The sequence below is a fragment of the Pseudomonas sp. 14A genome (genome assembly GCF_018132745.1).
GTDB lineage: Bacteria > Pseudomonadota > Gammaproteobacteria > Pseudomonadales > Pseudomonadaceae > Aquipseudomonas > Aquipseudomonas mercuritolerans.
This window is the reverse complement of the sequence record NZ_JAGRQJ010000003.1, coordinates 494,326-510,385: the sequence shown is the minus strand read 5'-3', so window position 1 is coordinate 510,385 and position 16,060 is coordinate 494,326. Positions and strand designations below refer to the sequence as shown.

General features: G+C 59.2%; 16 protein-coding genes. 2 read left to right on the top strand and 14 right to left on the bottom strand.

The window, feature by feature from the left end:
• Positions 1-130: 130 nt before the first annotated feature.
• Positions 131-454, top strand: a complete 324-nt coding sequence (fdxA, locus tag PS14A_RS04895) for a ferredoxin FdxA (RefSeq protein WP_016771449.1) — start codon at positions 131-133, stop codon at positions 452-454.
• A 532-nt stretch (positions 455-986) separates the two neighbouring features.
• Here the strand turns inward: fdxA and rpoS are convergent.
• The 8 genes from rpoS to PS14A_RS04855 form a co-directional block, all read right to left on the bottom strand.
• A complete protein-coding gene (rpoS, locus tag PS14A_RS04890; protein WP_016771451.1) occupies positions 987-1,994 on the bottom strand; it encodes an RNA polymerase sigma factor RpoS in 1,008 nt (335 codons plus the stop codon).
• 106 nt (positions 1,995-2,100) lie between these two features.
• Positions 2,101-2,970, bottom strand: a complete 870-nt coding sequence (locus tag PS14A_RS04885) for a peptidoglycan DD-metalloendopeptidase family protein (RefSeq protein ID WP_212615429.1) — start codon at positions 2,968-2,970, stop codon at positions 2,101-2,103.
• A 212-nt stretch (positions 2,971-3,182) separates the two neighbouring features.
• Positions 3,183-3,818: a protein-L-isoaspartate(D-aspartate) O-methyltransferase gene (locus PS14A_RS04880; RefSeq protein WP_160768345.1), complete on the bottom strand. Its 636-nt coding sequence runs from the start codon at positions 3,816-3,818 to the stop codon at positions 3,183-3,185.
• Positions 3,819-3,856: 38 nt separating this feature from the next.
• Positions 3,857-4,606, bottom strand: coding sequence for a 5'/3'-nucleotidase SurE (surE, locus tag PS14A_RS04875; protein WP_024011837.1), 750 nt, complete (start codon positions 4,604-4,606; stop codon positions 3,857-3,859).
• The gene (gene truD, locus PS14A_RS04870) at positions 4,594-5,652 is read right to left on the bottom strand and encodes a tRNA pseudouridine(13) synthase TruD (protein WP_212615428.1); all 1,059 of its coding nucleotides are present in this window, start codon (positions 5,650-5,652) and stop codon (positions 4,594-4,596) included. Before truD ends, surE begins: the two co-directional genes overlap by 13 nt.
• Positions 5,649-6,122 carry a 2-C-methyl-D-erythritol 2,4-cyclodiphosphate synthase gene (gene ispF, locus PS14A_RS04865; protein WP_042606995.1) on the bottom strand — a complete coding sequence of 158 codons (474 nt, stop codon included), beginning with the start codon at positions 6,120-6,122 and terminating at the stop codon, positions 5,649-5,651. The genes truD and ispF overlap by 4 nt, the downstream gene beginning before the upstream one ends.
• A 44-nt stretch (positions 6,123-6,166) precedes the next feature.
• On the bottom strand, positions 6,167-7,012 hold the full coding sequence (gene fghA, locus PS14A_RS04860; RefSeq protein ID WP_130910957.1) for an S-formylglutathione hydrolase: 846 nt from the start codon (positions 7,010-7,012) through the stop codon (positions 6,167-6,169).
• A gap of 88 nt (positions 7,013-7,100) precedes the next feature.
• Entirely contained in the window at positions 7,101-8,213 is a 1,113-nt protein-coding gene (locus PS14A_RS04855; RefSeq protein ID WP_110600129.1) for an S-(hydroxymethyl)glutathione dehydrogenase/class III alcohol dehydrogenase, read from the bottom strand.
• A 116-nt stretch (positions 8,214-8,329) separates the two neighbouring features.
• Here PS14A_RS04855 and PS14A_RS04850 point away from each other — a divergent pair, with 116 nt between their 5' ends.
• Complete coding sequence (locus PS14A_RS04850) at positions 8,330-9,226, top strand: LysR substrate-binding domain-containing protein (protein WP_056783227.1); 897 nt, start codon at positions 8,330-8,332, stop codon at positions 9,224-9,226.
• A gap of 132 nt (positions 9,227-9,358) precedes the next feature.
• On the opposite strand, the gene ispD is transcribed toward PS14A_RS04850, so the two are convergent.
• From ispD to tilS, 6 genes are all read right to left on the bottom strand, one after another.
• Positions 9,359-10,066, bottom strand: coding sequence for a 2-C-methyl-D-erythritol 4-phosphate cytidylyltransferase (gene ispD / locus PS14A_RS04845; RefSeq protein ID WP_212615427.1), 708 nt, complete (start codon positions 10,064-10,066; stop codon positions 9,359-9,361).
• On the bottom strand, positions 10,063-10,341 hold the full coding sequence (gene ftsB, locus PS14A_RS04840) for a cell division protein FtsB (protein WP_007964293.1): 279 nt from the start codon (positions 10,339-10,341) through the stop codon (positions 10,063-10,065). Before ftsB ends, ispD begins: the two co-directional genes overlap by 4 nt.
• A 169-nt stretch (positions 10,342-10,510) precedes the next feature.
• On the bottom strand, positions 10,511-11,800 hold the full coding sequence (gene eno, locus PS14A_RS04835; RefSeq protein WP_137215276.1) for a phosphopyruvate hydratase: 1,290 nt from the start codon (positions 11,798-11,800) through the stop codon (positions 10,511-10,513).
• Positions 11,801-11,955: 155 nt separating this feature from the next.
• Positions 11,956-12,801: a 3-deoxy-8-phosphooctulonate synthase gene (gene kdsA, locus PS14A_RS04830; RefSeq protein ID WP_007954807.1), complete on the bottom strand. Its 846-nt coding sequence runs from the start codon at positions 12,799-12,801 to the stop codon at positions 11,956-11,958.
• Positions 12,802-12,805: 4 nt separating this feature from the next.
• Complete coding sequence (locus tag PS14A_RS04825) at positions 12,806-14,437, bottom strand: CTP synthase (RefSeq protein WP_137215275.1); 1,632 nt, start codon at positions 14,435-14,437, stop codon at positions 12,806-12,808.
• Between the two features lie 274 nt (positions 14,438-14,711).
• The gene (gene tilS, locus PS14A_RS04820) at positions 14,712-16,040 is read right to left on the bottom strand and encodes a tRNA lysidine(34) synthetase TilS (protein ID WP_212615426.1); all 1,329 of its coding nucleotides are present in this window, start codon (positions 16,038-16,040) and stop codon (positions 14,712-14,714) included.
• Positions 16,041-16,060 lie beyond the last annotated feature (20 nt).

Here is a 16,060-nt window from a genome sequence, read left to right as displayed (position 1 = left end):
CAAGCTGTTAGAATCTCGCGCGGTTCGGGATGCTGCTGGCTCATAGCCTGGTCAGCAGGTATCGCTCCCGAACCTGGCGACCCCAACCGTGAAGGGGCAACGCTGCCGCCGCCTGAGGAGAAAATTAGAAATGACCTTCGTCGTCACCGACAACTGCATCAAGTGCAAGTACACCGACTGCGTAGAAGTCTGTCCGGTGGACTGCTTTTACGAAGGCCCGAACTTCCTGGTGATTCACCCGGACGAGTGCATCGACTGCGCACTGTGTGAACCAGAATGCCCGGCTGTGGCGATCTTCTCTGAAGACGAGATCCCAAGCGGCATGGAAAACTTCATCGAGCTCAATGCCGAGCTGGCGGATATCTGGCCGAACATCACCGAGCGCAAGGATCCGCTTCCGGATTCTGCTGATTGGGATGGCAAGCCGAACAAAATCGAACAACTCGAACGCTGATCTACCCCGCGCTCGACTGAAAGGCCCCTTGCGGGCCTTTTTGCTTTTGCAGGTTTTACTTTTCTGCAGACGAAAAAAGGGGCGGTATGACCCGCCCACATTTTTTCCCTATTCCCTGTATTCCTTTTCATCGTCCTGATGAATCGCCTCCTGCGATGTCCGTTCCCCTCTTCCGTGAAGGGCTTGTCTGTCCGTCGACACAGGCTTGATATTAGAGAGTTTCCGCAGCGGAGCAATCAGGCTCAGGCGCAGGTCTACGCTGACATAAAGACATAACAATTGAAAAATGTTCATATAAATCATCGAGTTAACGTTCACCATTGAGCGCAATCGCCTTCTGCCGAAGTATAAAAATAGCGAACACTTACGACACAGTAAGCAAAGGCTTACAGCGCGAGACTACAAACACAGAAATTGCCTACCGCTTGTCAGGTGTCTCGCGCTGACAGACCCGATGCACGAGACAGGCATAAATAAAAAGCCCCGACTGATTGAATCAGCCGGGGCTTTTTGCGGGCGGTCGATCAGGCGCTTATTGGAACAGCGACTCGCTCGACAGGCCATTCTTCTCCAGGATCTCGCGAAGGCGCTTGAGGCCCTCCACCTGGATCTGTCGTACCCGCTCGCGGGTCAGACCGATCTCCAGGCCTACGTCCTCCAGAGTACTGCTCTCATGACCGCGCAGGCCGAAGCGGCGGATCACCACCTCGCGCTGCTTGTCGGTCAGCTCCGACAGCCATTGATCGATGCTTTGCGACAGGTCGTCATCCTGCAGCAGTTCGCACGGATCGGTCGGACGATCGTCAGTGAGGGTGTCCAGCAGGGTTTTATCCGAATCCGGACCCAGCGAGACGTCGACCGAAGAAACCCTTTCGTTGAGGCCGAGCATGCGCTTGACCTCGCCCACCGGTTTCTCCAGCAGGTTGGCGATTTCTTCGGGTGAAGGTTCGTGGTCGAGTTTTTGCGTCAGCTCCCGTGCGGCCCGCAGGTACACGTTGAGCTCCTTGACCACATGAATCGGCAGCCGGATGGTCCGGGTCTGATTCATGATCGCGCGTTCGATGGTCTGACGGATCCACCACGTGGCGTAGGTCGAGAAGCGGAAGCCGCGCTCGGGATCGAACTTTTCAACCGCGCGGATCAGGCCGAGGTTGCCCTCTTCGATCAGATCCAGCAGCGACAGCCCCCGATTGACGTAACGCCGGGCGATCTTGACGACCAGCCGCAGGTTACTTTCGATCATGCGCTTGCGCCCGGCCGGATCGCCACTTTGCGACAAGCGCGCAAAGTGAACTTCTTCTTCCGGGGAGAGCAGAGGGGAAAAGCCGATTTCGTTGAGATACAGCTGAGTGGCATCAAGTGCCCGGGTGTAGTCGATGTATTTATGTTGTTTGAGTGTGGCGGAGTGTCTGGATTTGGAACGAACGGAAGGTGGAGCAGCCCCTTCATCATTCAACATCGAATCCGAATCGATGCCGGTCTCCATAAGGAGAACCTCATCGTCGATGTCAAACTCCGGCACTTCTTTACTGAGAGCCATTGTTATAGTCCTTTGGTGAGTTCGACCCCAAGCTCAAGCGACGCCTTTATCCTTGGCAACGCTGGAGCCTGTCCCCTCTACGCGACGGAACAGGCTGGCCTTCAAATCAACGTCTTGGCAGGAACTGCAGCGGATCCACAGGTTTACCTTGGCGGCGAATCTCAAAATGCAGTTTCACCCGGTCTGTACCCGTTGACCCCATTTCGGCAATTGTCTGTCCGACCTTGACCTGCTGCCCCTCCCGAACCAACAGCCTGCGGTTATGTCCGTAGGCACTGACGTAGGTTTCGCTGTGTTTGATGATGACCAATTCGCCGTAGCCCCTTAAGCCACTCCCGGCGTATACGACCGTCCCATCAGACGCAGCTAAAACAGGCTGTCCCAAATCTCCGGCGATATCAATTCCTTTATTCAAACTACCGTTTGAAGAAAATTTTCCAATCAGAACGCCATTAGATGGCCATCCCCAGCCGGTCGGGGCGGGGCCTGCCGGAGGCAGTGGAGCGGGTGCAGGTTTGCTCGCGACGGACGGTACAACCCCTTTGGAACCGGTGGTTGTAGTGGTTGTGGTGCCATTCGCCTGGCGCCGGATTACCGTGGTTTTACTCGACGAAGAAGGTGAAGAACTGGAGTTGCTGACGACCGCCGTCGGTGTTGAACCGCTGCGCCCGTCGAAGCGAATTGTCTGACCCGGATGGATCGTATACGGCGTAGGAATATTGTTCCGTGCGGCGAGGGCTTTGTAGTCCCAGCCGTAACGAAAGGCGATCGAAAACAAGGTATCGCCGGGACGGACTACGTACTGTCCGGTGGTGACGGTAGGACGTTGCGCCACCGCATTGTTGCGATCAACAACCCGCACGTTGCTCGATTTGGTGCTGGAGCAACCGACCAGCAAGGTGCTCAAGACAAGGCCAGTCACCAGGCGCTGAAAGCTCGTGTTACCCATACGCTGCGCAATGACTGTGAGACTCACCCGCCGCTCCCTTTGTGGTGGCTGAAAAATTCTGAATGCCGCGTTGCGGCATGAGGTGTCGCAAGTATAACGGGCCGAAACGGCTTTACCTTTAATGAAGCGAAATCACCGTGCGCACACGTTTGCCAAGGGCAAGTACGCTGCGTTTAACCTCTGGCTGCCGCTGTAAGACCGGCGCCGTTGAAAGGAATTCAGCGCCTGTTTGCAAATGCTCAGGCCAGTGGCCCATTGAGCAAAGGCACGAAACGCACAGCGCCCAGAACGTGTCGGGAGAAGCCATGTTCCTCGCGCACGATCAGCATCAGTTGTTGCACTTCCCCGGAGCCGACCGGAATCACCATGCGCCCACCGGGGGCCAACTGATCAAGCAAAGCTTGCGGTACATCGGTGGCCACGGCGGTGACGATGATGCCGTTGTAGGGCGCCAGCGCCGGCCAGCCTTCCCAGCCATCGCCCCAGCGAAACACCACGTTGCGCAGGTTCAGCTCGACCAGACGCTCCTTGGCGCGATCCTGCAACACCTTGATGCGCTCGACGGAAAACACCCGTTCGACCAGTTGCGACAACACCGCCGTCTGGTAGCCGGAACCGGTGCCGATCTCCAACACTTTATCCAGCGGGCCGGCCTCCAGCAGCAGCTCGCTCATGCGCGCCACCATATAAGGCTGGGAAATAGTCTGGTTGTTGCCGATCGGCAGCGCGGTATCTTCATAAGCGCGATGCGCCAGCGCCTCGTCGACAAACAGGTGACGCGGCGTGCGGCGGATCACTTCCAGGACTTTGGCGTTCGATACGCCTTCTTCATACAGCCGCTGGATCAGTCGCTCGCGTGTACGCTGGGAGGTCATGCCAATGCCGCTGCGCAGGCGGTCGTCATGTTCACGCATCAGCTCAGCCCTCCAAGCCAGCCATCGAGACTTCTGAAGGCATCATTGAAGGTGCGATCGAGCTGCAACGGCGTGATGGACACATAACCCTGCATCACGGCATGAAAATCGGTGCCCGGGCCGCCATCTTCAGCGTCGCCGGCAGCAGCAATCCAGTAACCGGCCTTGCCGCGCGGATCGACCACTTTCATCGGCGCCGCCGCGCGGGCGCGATGGCCGAGCCGGGTCAACTGAATGCCACGGATGTGATCGATAGGCAGATTGGGAATGTTCACGTTGAGTACCGTGCGCGGCGGCAGATCGAGCCCGGCGTGGGCCTCGACCAGTTTGCGCGCAAAGTAGGCCGCGGTCGGCAGGTTATCCACCTGACGCGAGACCAGTGAAAACGCAAACGATGGGCGCTCAAGAAAACGTCCTTCAAGCGCCGCTGCCACAGTCCCGGAATACAGCACATCGTCACCGAGGTTGGCGCCCAGGTTGATGCCGGAAACCACCATGTCCGCTTCGCGCTCAAGCAAGCCGTTAAGGCCCAGGTGAATGCAATCGGTCGGTGTGCCGTTGAGGCTGATAAAGCCGTTGGCCAGGTATTGCGGGTGCAGCGGACGGTCGAGCGTCAGCGAACTGCTGGCGCCGCTTTTGTCCTGCTCCGGGGCGATAACCACGCATTCGGTGTAATCCGCCAGCGCAGCATAAAGCGCGGCGAGACCGGGCGCGGTTACCCCATCGTCGTTAGAAATCAGAATACGCATGGGCTGTCCGTCTGCCCCACCGGCACCAGATCAACGAGCTCGCGCACCAATACGGTGGCAAAGCATCCGGCCGGGAGGACGAATTCCAGTTGCAGAATGTCAGGTTGGGGATAATGCCACGTCAACCCGCCAATGGGCAGCCGCAGGATGCGACGTTCATGGCTCATTCCGGCGTGGATCAACCAGTCGCGCAGCTCCGCTTCGCGGGCGGCGATCGCCTGCTCCAGTTCATGGACTGCGCCAGCTGCGGGCGAGTCACCTTCGCCCCACTGCGGACCGGTCGGGTGCAGGTCGAGAATTGCCAGGCGCGGGTCGCTGCATTCGGCTTCACCGGCGGGAAAAAAACTGCGGCTGTCAGTGAAAGCCAGCAAATCGCCAACCAGCGCGGTGTTCCAGGTGCCGTCGGCGACCCGCGCCGCCAACACCTGGTTGAACAGAAAGCTGCGTGCGGTCGACAGCAACCGCGAGCGTACATTGCGCTGCTCCGGCAGAGCCTTGCGCGCCGCCCACGCCCGCGCATCGACAACGTTGCCGCCGTCATGGCCGAAGCGCTGGGCGCCAAAATAGTTGGGAATGCCTTGTTTGGCGATCAGTTGCATCCGCTGTTCAAGCGCGTCTTTGTCGCCATTGAATTGAGTCAGGCGCAGGGTGAAACCGTTGGCCGAATGCGCACCGCGTTGCAGCTTGCGCTTGTGGCGCGTGGTCTTGAGGATCTTCAGCGTGTCGTTTTCCGCCGCCGACAGATCCGGATCGGCCTTGCCCGGCAACTGCACGCTGAACCACTGTCGGGTCAGGGCCTGACGATCCTTGAGACCGGCATAGCTGACAGTGCGCAACGGCACGCCCGCCGCTTTGGCAATCCGCCGCGCCGCTTCTTCGGTATTGAGGCCGCGCTTTTCCACCCAGATCCACAAATGTTCGCCGTCACCGCTGAACGGAATATCCAGCACTTCATCGACCTGGAAATCTTCGGCGCTGGCTTTCAGTACCGCTGTGCCGAGAGGTTGGCCATAGGCCCGAGGGCCGAGCAATTGCAGTTCATTCATGCGCGCAGCAACAAGGCAACGGAGTGCACGGCGATGCCTTCTTCGCGACCGACAAAGCCAAGCTTTTCGGTGGTGGTAGCTTTGACGTTCACTTGATCCAACTCAACTTGAAGATCCGCCGCGATCAGCGCGCGCATCGATTCGATATGCGGCGCCATTTTTGGCGCCTGGGCAACGATGGTGTTGTCGACGTTGCCGATTTTCCAGCCCTTGGCGTGGATCAGACTGACCACATGACGCAACAGCACGCGGCTGTCGGCGCCCTTGAATTGCGGGTCAGTGTCCGGGAAATGTTTGCCGATATCACCCAGCGCCGCCGCGCCGAGCAAAGCGTCGCTCAAGGCGTGCAGCAAGACGTCACCGTCGGAATGAGCGAGCAGCCCGAAGCCGTGTGCAATCCGCACGCCGCCCAGAGTAATGAAATCGCCTTCAGCGAAACGGTGCACATCGTAGCCGTGGCCAATACGCATAAAAAAAACGCCCCGATTTTTGTCAGGGCGTGATTCTACCTGCATTAACCGCGCAGAGCGCGCGCGTGATGCTGCAAGTGGTCGTCAATGAAGCTTGAGATGAAGAAATAGCTGTGGTCGTAGCCCGGTTGCAGGCGCAGCTCCAGCGGATACCCCGCTTGTTTTGCGGCGTGTTGCAGGGCTTCGGGTTTCAGCTGGGTGGCGAGGAAATCATCGCGATCACCTTGATCGACCAGCAACGGCAACTTCTCCGAGGCCTCGGCAATCAGCGCACAGGCGTCCCACTCCTTCCACTTCGAACGGTCTTCACCCAAATAGTTGGAGAAGGCTTTCTGGCCCCACGGGCAGTCGATCGGATGGGTAATCGGCGAGAACGCCGACACTGATTGATAACGCCCGGGATTGCGCAGCGCGCAGACCAAAGCACCGTGGCCGCCCATCGAGTGGCCGCTGATGCTGCGCTTGTCGGAAGCGGGGAAATGCGCTTCAACCAGTGCCGGCAATTCCTGCACGACATAATCATGCATCCGATAATGACGCGCCCACGGTTCCTGCGTGGCGTTCAGATAAAACCCGGCGCCGAGACCGAAATCCCAAGCCTTGTCCGCATCGTCCGGGACATCCGGGCCACGTGGGCTGGTGTCCGGGGCGACGATGATCAGACCAAGCTCGGCAGCCATGCGCATCGCACCGGCCTTCTGCATGAAATTCTCATCGGTGCAGGTCAGCCCCGACAACCAGTACAGCACTGGCAGCTTGCCGCCCTGCTCCGCCTGCGGCGGCAGGTACACGGCGAAGACCATGTCGCAATCAAGCACTTCGGAGCGATGGCGATAGCGCTTGTGCCAGCCACCGAAACTCTTCTGACAGGAAATGTTTTCCAGATTCATAGCACTTCAGCCGCAAGCTGCGAGCTTCAAGCTGCAAGAGGGCGTTGCGCCTGCTTGCAGCTTGTGGCTTGTAGCTTGCCGCTGCTCCTTAGAAATGAATGACGGTGCGGATGCTCTTGCCTTCGTGCATCAGGTCGAACGCCTTGTTGATATCTTCCAGGCCCATGGTGTGGGTGATGAAGGTATCCAGCGGGATTTCGCCGCTCTGGGCCATGTCGACGTAGCTCGGCAATTCAGTACGGCCACGCACGCCACCGAACGCCGAACCGCGCCAGACGCGACCGGTAACCAACTGGAACGGACGGGTAGCGATTTCCTGACCGGCACCGGCGACACCGATGATGACGGACTCGCCCCAGCCTTTGTGGCAACACTCAAGCGCGGCGCGCATCAGTTGCACATTGCCGATGCACTCGAAGGAGAAGTCGACGCCGCCATCGGTCATGTCGACGATCACTTCCTGAATGGGACGATCGTAGTCTTTCGGGTTCACGCAATCAGTGGCACCGAGTTGTTTGGCGATTTCGAACTTGGCCGGGTTGATGTCGATGGCGATGATGCGCGCAGCCTTGGCTTTCACCGCGCCGATCACCGCCGACAAGCCGATACCACCGAGACCGAAGATGGCCACGGTGTCACCTGGCTTGACCTTGGCAGTGTTGAGCACGGCGCCGATGCCGGTAGTGACGCCGCAACCGAGCAGGCAGACCTTTTCCAGCGGCGCGTCTTTGGAGATCTTCGCTACGGAAATTTCCGGCAGTACGGTGTACTCCGAAAACGTCGATGTGCCCATGTAGTGGAAAATCGTTTCGCCCTTGTAGGAAAAGCGCGAAGTGCCATCCGGCATCAGGCCTTTGCCTTGTGTGGCACGAATGGCTTGGCAGAGGTTGGTCTTGCCCGACTTGCAGAATTTGCACTGGCCACATTCCGGGGTGTACAGCGGAATGACGTGATCGCCGACGGCAACCGAGGTCACGCCCTCACCGATCGCTTCAACGATGGCGCCGCCTTCGTGACCGAGGATCGACGGAAAGATGCCTTCCGGGTCTGCGCCGGACAAGGTGTAGGCATCGGTGTGGCACACCCCGGAAGCGACAACGCGCAGCAACACTTCACCCGCCTTCGGCATGGCGACATCGACTTCTACGATTTCCAGCGGCTTCTTGGCCTCGAAGGCAACGGCGGCGCGCGACTTGATCATGCTGACTCTCCAGTGAACCCGATAAATAAAAAAGCAGACAGACAGTGTAGTTCAGCGCGCCCTGATGAATAATCCGGACGAAAGCAAAACATTATTGCCATACAGGGATAATCCAAGTGTCGGAAAACCGCTGGGAAGGCATCGACGAGTTCGTTGCCGTCGCCGAATGCAACCAATTCACCGCCGCTGCCGAGCGTCTTGGGGTTTCTTCCTCGCACATCAGTCGACAAATCGTACGGCTCGAAGAGCGTTTGCAAACGCGCCTGCTCTATCGCAGCACCCGGCGGGTGACGCTGACCGAGGCCGGACAAACGTTCCTGCAACATTGCCAACGCCTGCAGGACGGTCGCGAAGAAGCCTTGCGCGCGGTAGGCGATCTGACCAGCGAACCGAAAGGCATGCTGCGCATGACCTGCGCGGTGGCCTATGGCGAACGCTTTATCGTGCCGCTGGTGACTCGCTTCATGGGGCTTTACCCGCAGCTGCGTATCGATATCGAGCTGAGCAATCGCCAACTGGACCTGGTGCATGAAGGGCTGGATCTGGCGATTCGCTTGGGACGGCTACAGGATTCACGCTTGGTTGCGACACGCCTGGCGCCACGGAGAATGTACCTGTGCGCATCGCCGTCCTACCTGGAACGGTACGGGCGCCCACACAGTCTGTCGGAATTGAGTCGGCACAATTGCCTGATCGGCAGTTCGGATATCTGGCAACTGGAACAGAACGGACGGGAGTTTTCCCAGCGGGTGCAAGGTAACTGGCGTTGCAACAGTGGGCAGGCGGTGCTGGATGCGGCGCTTCAGGGTGTCGGTCTGTGTCAGTTGCCTGACTATTACGTGCTCGAGCATTTGCATAGTGGCGCGCTGATTTCCTTGCTCGAGGCGCATCAGCCGCCGAATACGGCGGTGTGGGCGCTGTATCCGCAGCAGCGGCATTTGTCGCCGAAGGTGCGCAAGTTGGTGGATTATTTGAAGGTGGGGCTGGCTGAAAGGCCGGAGTACAAGCTTTGAGTTATTGGTTGCCTGTGCGACCGCTTTCGCGAGCAGGCTCGCTCCCACAATTGACCGAGTTCGGCAGCTGAATGTATTCCCACTGTGGGAGCGAGCCTGCTCGCGAAGGCAATGGCACAGCGACCACAAATCTCAGCGGCGATTCGCCCACCGCTGGCGCAACCACTCCAGATCTTCCGGCCGGGTCACCTTGAGGTTATCCGCGCGCCCTTCGATCAGACGCGGTGCCAGACCGGCCCATTCCATCGCCGAAGCTTCATCGGTAATGACGGCATCCGCGACCAGGCTGTCGGCCAACGCCCGATGCAACGCACCGAGGCGAAACATCTGTGGCGTATACGCCTGCCAGATCACGCTGCGATCCACCGTTTCAACTACGCGCCCGTTTTTATCGACGCGTTTTAGCGTGTCGCGGGCGGGTACCGCCAGCAAACCACCCACTGGGTCATCCGCCAATTCAGCCAGCAACCTGTCGAGATCATCGCGACTCAGATTGGGCCGGGCCGCATCGTGCACCAGCACCCAGTCGTCATCGTCGGCACCTTGCGCATGCAGATGCAGCAAGGCGTTTAGCACCGAAGCGGAACGCTCCGCCCCGCCATCAACCCGCTGAATGCGCGGATCGTTGACGCATGCCAGATTCGGCCAGTAAGGATCATCGACAGCAAGACTGACCACCAGCCCCTTGAGGCTCGGGTGATCGAGGAAACAGCCGAGGCTGTGTTCGAGAATTGTGCGCCCGCCCAGTTGCAGATATTGCTTGGGACGGTCCGCGGCCATTCGGGCACCCACGCCCGCGGCAGGAATCACGGCCCAGAAGGCCGGCAGGGAATCGATCATTGGGCCAACTGGTAAAGGGTTTCGCCGTCCTTGACCATGCCCAGTTCGTGACGAGCCCGCTCTTCAACGGTCTCCATGCCTTTCTTCAACTCGCTGACTTCAGCGTCCATCACCCGGTTGCGCTCCAGCAGGCCTTCGTTTTCGGCATGTTGGTCGGCGATCTGCTGTTTCAGCTCGGCGACCTGCGCCAGACTGCCATTGCCCACCCACAGGCGGTACTGCAGACCGGCCAGCAGCAAGAGCAAAACAAGAAACAACCAGTAAGGACTGCGCATCGAATATCAGGTATCCAGTGAAAAAAGACAGCCACGCATAATGTTGCAGCATCTGATAGCACGAAGCCTGGAAAGATCCAGGCTTGTGCTTAAGGCATCAGATTAGTGGCAAATCCATCGCTGTCACGACTTTTCCGACACAATCCGGTGTCCTTTGATCAGGTTGCGCTTAACCGCGGAACTCGGCACGGCCGTTGTACTTGGCCTTGCCGTTCAACTGCTCTTCGATACGCAGCAGTTGGTTGTACTTGGAAACGCGGTCGGAACGGCACAGCGAACCGGTCTTGATCTGGCCAGCCGAGGTGCCCACAGCCAGGTCGGCAATTGTCGAATCTTCGGTTTCGCCGGAACGGTGCGAGATCACTGCGGTGTAACCGGCAGCCTTGGCCATCTGGATGGCTTCCAGGGTTTCGGTCAGGGTGCCGATCTGGTTGAACTTGATCAGGATCGAGTTGGCGATCTTTTTGTCGATGCCTTCTTTCAGGATCTTGGTGTTGGTCACGAACAGGTCGTCGCCCACCAGTTGGGTTTTCTCGCCGATCTTGTCGGTGAGGATTTTCCAGCCAGCCCAGTCGGACTCGTCCAGACCGTCTTCGATGGAGATGATCGGGTAACGCTCGGTCAGACCTTTGAGGTAGTCGGCGAAACCTTCAGCAGTGAACACCTGGCCTTCGCCGGACAGGTTGTACTTGCCGTCTTCGTAGAACTCGCTTGCAGCGCAGTCCAGCGCCAGGGTCACGTCGGTGCCCAGTGTGTAACCGGCGTTGGCCACGGCTTCGGAGATCACTTTCAAAGCGTCTTCGTTGGACGCCAGGTTCGGTGCGAAACCGCCTTCGTCGCCAACGGCGGTGCTCAGGCCACGGGCCTTCAGCACGGCTTTCAAGTGATGGAAAATCTCTGTACCCATGCGCAGACCTTCCGAGAAAGACTTGGCGCCAACTGGCTGCACCATGAATTCCTGGATGTCGACGTTGTTATCGGCGTGCTCGCCACCGTTGATGATGTTCATCATCGGTACCGGCATCGAGTACACACCCGGGGTGCCGTTGAGGTTGGCGATGTGTGCGTACAGCGGCAGGTCCTGATCCTGCGCAGCCGCCTTGGCCGCAGCCAGGGACACGGCGAGGATGGCGTTGGCGCCCAGGGTTGCCTTGTTTTCGGTACCGTCGAGCTTGATCATCGCGTGGTCGAGGGCTTTCTGGTCGCTTGGGTCGGTGCCCAGCAGCAGATCGCGGATCGGACCGTTGATGTTGGCTACCGCCTTGAGCACGCCCTTGCCCAGGTAACGGCTCTTGTCGCCATCACGCAGCTCGAGCGCTTCACGCGAGCCAGTGGATGCACCGGACGGCGCGCAGGCGCTGCCGATGATGCCGTTGTCGAGAAGCACGTCCGCTTCCACGGTGGGATTGCCACGGGAGTCGAGAACTTCACGACCTTTGATGTCGACGATTTTTGCCATTGTTGTAAACACTCCAAAGTTGACGAAAACGACGCAGCTAGAGGAAATCTTTATCGTCGGCAAGCGAAGTACAGCGGGCAGACTTGCAGACGACAACGCTCACGCCCGAGGGCATGAGCGACAAATCGTGCGGTACTTTACCGGAGAATCGAGCGTTACGCGGTTTCTACCGTCGGAAAACTCTTCACCAGTTCGTCCAGAGCCTTGAGCTGGGCCAGGAATGGCTCCAGTTTGTCCAGACGCAAGGCGCAAGGGCCGTCGCATTTGGCGTTGTCCGGATCCGGATGCGCTTCGAGGAACAGACCCGCCAGCGACTGGCTCATGCCGGCCTTGGCCAGATCGGTGACCTGCGCGCGGCGACCGCCGGCCGAGTCGGAACGACCGCCGGGCATTTGCAGCGAGTGGGTCACGTCGAAGAACACCGGGTATTCGAACTGCTTCATGATGCCGAAGCCGAGCATGTCGACCACGAGGTTGTTGTAGCCGAAGCTCGAACCGCGCTCGCAGAGGATCAACTGATCGTTCCCGGCTTCAACGCACTTGTTCAGGATGTGTTTCATTTCCTGAGGTGCGAGGAACTGGGCTTTCTTGATGTTGATCACGGCATTGGTCTTGGCCATCGCGACGACCAGATCGGTCTGACGCGACAGGAAGGCCGGCAGCTGGATGATGTCGCAGACCTCAGCGACCACCGCGGCCTGATCCGGCTCGTGGACGTCGGTGATGATCGGCACGCCGAAGGCCTGCTTGATGTCCTGGAAGATGCGCATGCCCTCTTCCAGGCCAGGACCGCGATACGACGTCACAGAAGACCGGTTGGCCTTGTCGAAGCTGGCCTTGAACACGTAAGGGATACCGAGTTTTTCGGTGACCTTCACGTATTCTTCGCAAACCTGCATGGCCATGTCACGGCTTTCCAGCACGTTCATGCCACCGAACAGCACCATGGGTTTGTCGTTGGCAATCTCGATGTCGCCGACGCGGATGATCTTCTGTGCCATCGGGTTACGCCTTCTTCTGGTGTTGCGTCAGTGCTGCCTTGACGAAACCGCTGAACAGCGGATGACCGTCGCGTGGTGTCGAGGTGAACTCAGGATGGAACTGGCAAGCCACGAACCATGGATGATCCGGTGCCTCGACCACTTCAACCAATGCGCCGTCGCCTGAACGCCCAGAGATCTTCAGGCCCGCATTCATGATCTTCGGCAGCAGGTTGTTGTTCACTTCGTAACGGTGACGGTGACGTTCGACGATCACGTCTTTGCCGTAGCAGTCGTGCACTTTCGAGCCCGGCTCAAGCAGGCATTCCTGTGCGCCAAGGCGCATGGTGCCGCCCAGATCGGACGCTTCGGTACGCACTTCAACAGCGCCGGTGGCGTCTTCCCACTCGGTGATCAGACCGACAACCGGATGGCCGCTGGCACGATCGAACTCGGTGGAGTTGGCGTCTTTCCAGCCCAGCACGTTACGCGCGAACTCGATGACCGCCACTTGCATGCCCAGGCAGATACCCAGGTAAGGGACCTTGTTTTCACGAGCGTACTGAACAGCAGTGATCTTGCCTTCCACGCCACGCAGACCGAAGCCGCCGGGTACCAGAATCGCGTCGACACCTTCGAGCAGCGCAGTGCCCTGGTTCTCGATGTCTTCGGAATCGATGTAGCGCAGGTTGACCTTGGTGCGGTTGCTGATGCCAGCGTGGCTCATCGCTTCGATCAGCGACTTGTAGGCGTCGAGCAGTTCCATGTACTTGCCGACCATGGCGATGGTCACTTCGTGTTCCGGGTTCAGCTTGGCATCGACCACTGCTTCCCACTCGGACAGATCGGCGCTGTCGCATTGCAGACCGAAACGCTCGACGACGAAATCGTCCAGGCCCTGCGAGTGCAGGATGCCCGGGATTCTGTAGATGGTGTCGGCATCTTCCAGCGCAATCACCGCACGCTCTTCAACGTTGGTGAACTGAGCGATCTTGCGGCGCGAGGAAATATCGATCGGGTGGTCGGAGCGGCACACCAGCACGTCTGGCTGCAGACCGATCGAGCGCAGATCCTTGACGGAGTGCTGGGTCGGCTTGGTCTTGGTTTCGCCGGCGGTGGCGATGTAAGGCACCAGGGTCAGGTGCATCAGCATCGCGCGCTTGGCGCCGACTTCGAAACGCAGCTGGCGGACAGCTTCGAGGAACGGTTGCGACTCGATGTCACCGACGGTGCCACCGATTTCGACCATCGCCACGTCAGCGTCACCGGCACCCTTGATGATGCGGTGCTTGATTTCATCGGTGATGTGCGGGATGACCTGGATGGTCGCACCCAGGTAGTCACCACGGCGCTCCTTGCGCAGCACGTGCTCGTAGACACGGCCGGTGGTGAAGTTGTTGTTCTGGGTCATGGTCGTGCGGATGAACCGCTCGTAGTGCCCCAGGTCCAGGTCGGTCTCGGCGCCGTCGTGGGTGACGAACACTTCACCGTGCTGGAACGGACTCATGGTGCCCGGATCGACGTTGATGTACGGATCCAGCTTCAGCATGGTGACCTTAAGCCCCCGCGCCTCCAGGATAGCCGCCAATGAAGCCGAGGCAATGCCTTTCCCCAATGAAGAAACAACACCGCCCGTGACGAATATGTAGCGCGTCATGAAAAACCCTAGAAGTCTGCGTTAAAGCGGAACGAGCCGCCGGGGAAAGCGAAGGAAGGCCGAAGCCCCCGATCACCTGCATTAATCACAGTGCACCTTTCGAAAAAACCGCCGCGTTGTGACAGACCGGCAGATGAAACACCGGTACGTTGCTCGCTACACATTTTTTGGAATCGCCCAGCAAAGACTGCTTGGTAATCGGCAACTCCTGCAATTCAGGCGAATCCACAGAAGTTGTATCAAGAAGGGAGCGTAGTCTACCGGAATGCTCCTTTCAGCTCAAACCTTGATCTTCGTCTGTTGGCTGCCAATGCAACGTCCAGCCTTCGTCCATCTGACCATCAAGACCCGGCAGGTTCGCCACCGCGAGTAATTCTTCACCGCGAAACAGCAGCGGCAATCTGCCACGCACGAAGCCTGGTACTGCGCGCTCATTGAGCAGGCGCTTGAGATCACGGCTGCCGCGCTCGGCCAGTTGCATGACTTCACCGCCCTGCCGATAGGCAATGCGCAAAGGCGTGGATGGAGTTTGGCCGTGAAACATGACGCGCCCGTTATCGGCCAAGCGTAGCGTTGCAGCCGGGGTCTGCCAGTCGGCGCCGATCACCGGCGTGCGCAGCCAATGGCCGCTGAGCCACCAGACGCGACCGGCGCTGCGGTGCAGCTCTCCGTCGGCGAGACGCCAGATCGGTGAAGCGTCGGAGCTGGCATCGCGCAGGTCGATCCAACCCGACCAACGGTCAGCATCTGGCAGGCGAGTCAGTGCCTCAAGCCAGTGACCGAGGGCGTTTCGCTGGCGTGCGTCAGACAATGCAGCCAACGGCGCCAGCTCAAGTGATGGAACACCCAGCCAAGCGAATTCATGGACCGTTTGGGCTTGTGCGAGATCGATCTGCGCCAGCTCATCGAGCAAGCCCTGGGCTTCACGCAGATGCACAGCCGTGCGTGCCATGCTGGCCTGCGCTTGCGGCCAGCGCTCGGTCAGCACCGGCATGACTTGATGGCGCAGGTAGTTACGGGAAAACTGCCGATCCTGATTGGACGGGTCTTCGATCCAGTGCAACTGATGTGCCTGTGCATAACTTTCCAGTTCGGCGCGACTGACGTCGAGCAACGGTCGAACCAGAGCGCCCTGCCCCACTGGACGCTGCTGCGGCATCCCGCCAAGCCCACGCACTCCAGCTCCGCGCAACAGCCGAAACAGCAGCGTTTCGGCTTGATCGTCGCGGTGCTGGCCAGTCATCAGCACGTCATTGGTCTGTGTCAGCGAACTGAACGCAGCATAACGCGCGTCCCGCGCCGCCCGCTCCAGGCTCGCCCCGCCCTTTACGGTCACCCGCTTCACTTGCAACGGCACGCCCAGCGCATCGCAAACGGACTGGCAATGTTGCGGCCACGCATCGGCCGTAGCCTGAAGGCCGTGGTGGATGTGGATGGCGCTTAGCGCAGGGAGGGATTCGGCGTTCGCCAGAGTGGCGAGCAGATGCAGGAGGACGGTGGAGTCGAGGCCACCGGAGAAGGCGATGCGCCAATGAGCGGCGTGGCGCCAGGGCTCAAGGTTCAGCAGAAGCCGCGACGGCAAATCACTCTTAGAGGAATTCATAGAGAGGGTCGCTTCTCAGA

Bases quoted from the DNA above. Each gene is read 5' to 3' on its own strand.
- fdxA (WP_016771449.1), top strand. From the start codon at position 131: ATGACCTTCGTCGTCACCGACAACTGCATCAAGTGCAAGTACACCGAC.
- rpoS (WP_016771451.1), bottom strand. From the start codon at position 1,994: ATGGCTCTCAGTAAAGAAGTGCCGGAGTTTGACATCGACGATGAGGTT.
- PS14A_RS04880 (WP_160768345.1), bottom strand. From the start codon at position 3,818: ATGACCTCCCAGCGTACACGCGAGCGACTGATCCAGCGGCTGTATGAA.
- surE (WP_024011837.1), bottom strand. From the start codon at position 4,606: ATGCGTATTCTGATTTCTAACGACGATGGGGTAACCGCGCCCGGTCTC.
- truD (WP_212615428.1), bottom strand. From the start codon at position 5,652: ATGAATGAACTGCAATTGCTCGGCCCTCGGGCCTATGGCCAACCTCTC.
- ispF (WP_042606995.1), bottom strand. From the start codon at position 6,122: ATGCGTATTGGCCACGGCTACGATGTGCACCGTTTCGCTGAAGGCGAT.
- fghA (WP_130910957.1), bottom strand. From the start codon at position 7,012: ATGAATCTGGAAAACATTTCCTGTCAGAAGAGTTTCGGTGGCTGGCAC.
- PS14A_RS04855 (WP_110600129.1), bottom strand. From the start codon at position 8,213: ATGATCAAGTCGCGCGCCGCCGTTGCCTTCGAGGCCAAGAAGCCGCTG.
- ispD (WP_212615427.1), bottom strand. From the start codon at position 10,066: ATGATCGATTCCCTGCCGGCCTTCTGGGCCGTGATTCCTGCCGCGGGC.
- ftsB (WP_007964293.1), bottom strand. From the start codon at position 10,341: ATGCGCAGTCCTTACTGGTTGTTTCTTGTTTTGCTCTTGCTGCTGGCC.
- eno (WP_137215276.1), bottom strand. From the start codon at position 11,800: ATGGCAAAAATCGTCGACATCAAAGGTCGTGAAGTTCTCGACTCCCGT.
- kdsA (WP_007954807.1), bottom strand. From the start codon at position 12,801: ATGGCACAGAAGATCATCCGCGTCGGCGACATCGAGATTGCCAACGAC.
- PS14A_RS04825 (WP_137215275.1), bottom strand. From the start codon at position 14,437: ATGACGCGCTACATATTCGTCACGGGCGGTGTTGTTTCTTCATTGGGG.
- tilS (WP_212615426.1), bottom strand. From the start codon at position 16,040: ATGAATTCCTCTAAGAGTGATTTGCCGTCGCGGCTTCTGCTGAACCTT.